The sequence below is a fragment of the Variovorax glucosi genome (assembly GCF_051216695.1).
GTDB lineage: Bacteria > Pseudomonadota > Gammaproteobacteria > Burkholderiales > Burkholderiaceae_C > Variovorax.
Map to the genome: position 1 here is coordinate 1 of NZ_JBPJZE010000306.1, position 1,109 is coordinate 1,109.

General features: G+C 70.6%; 1 protein-coding gene. It reads right to left on the reverse strand.

All coding sequences use genetic code 11. The features are described from left to right. A partial coding sequence (locus tag ACSFA3_RS25185; RefSeq protein WP_435508067.1) for a DUF4118 domain-containing protein occupies window positions 1-1,109 on the reverse strand: 1,109 nt, incomplete at both ends.

The window sequence follows — 1,109 nt, forward strand, 5'->3', positions numbered from 1 at the left end:
CCACCGACTGCCAGTCGCGTCGCAGGTTCACGGCACCGCCCGCGATGCCGCTTTCGAGCCGCGCCATGTCGAGCAGGTTGTTGACCAGCGCATGCAGCTCGTGCGCCTGCGCGACGATGGCGCGCGCGGTGTTGCCGTGCTCCTCGGGCGGCAGGGTCTGCAGCGATTCGGCCAACGCGATCAGCGCGGTGAGCGGCGTGCGCACGTCGTGCGAGATAGCGCCGAGCAAAGCGTTGCGCAGTCGCTCCGATTCCATCTCGACCACGGCCTGCTGCGCCACCTCGACGTAGTGCACGCGCTCCAGCGCGATCGCGATCTGCCGCGCCAGCGTGTCGAGCTGCTGCGCCTGTTCGGGAATGAGCAGCCAGCGCGGCTGCGCGGGTGACAAGGCGAGCACGCCGCGCACACGCATCGGCGCCTGCAGCGGCACGTAGTGCCAGGCCTGCGCTGCCAGCGTGGCGGTCGCAAGGCCGGCGGGCTGGGCGTGGCGGAAGGCCCAGTCGGCCACCTGCGGGTCGAAGCCCTTGGGAGGGTCGGCGGGCAGCATCAGTTGATCGGACGCGTCGGTCACCAGCACTAGCGCATCGCCGCCGAAGTGGCCCCGCACGGCAGCGGTGCCGAGCGTGACCACCTGCGAGCTCTCCAGCGCAGCCGACAGTTCGCGCGTGAGCTCGAACAGCGAACGCGCGCGCCGCTCGCGGCTGGCCGACACGCCAGCCGCGAAGCGCAGCCCCGCCGTAAGCTGCCCCACCAGCAGGCCGACGCCGAGCATGATCGCGAAGGTCAGCACGTACTGCACGTCGCTCACTGCGAACGACAGGCGCGGCGGCACGAAGAAATAGTCGAAGGCCGCGACGTTGAGCAGAGCCGCCAGCGCCGCGGGCCCGCGCCCGAAGCGCATCGCCACGCCCACCACGCCGAGCAGGAACAACATGACGATGTTCGACAGCTCCAGCACGTGGGCCAGCGGCGTGCAGATCAGCGTGAGCGCGATGCTGGTGGCAGCGGCCCATGCGTAGGCGGGCCAGTAGGTGGGCGCCTTCTCGTGATCGTCGCTGTCGATGCGCATGCCCTCCAGCTGGGTGTGCGACAGGCGGCGCGAGCTTTCC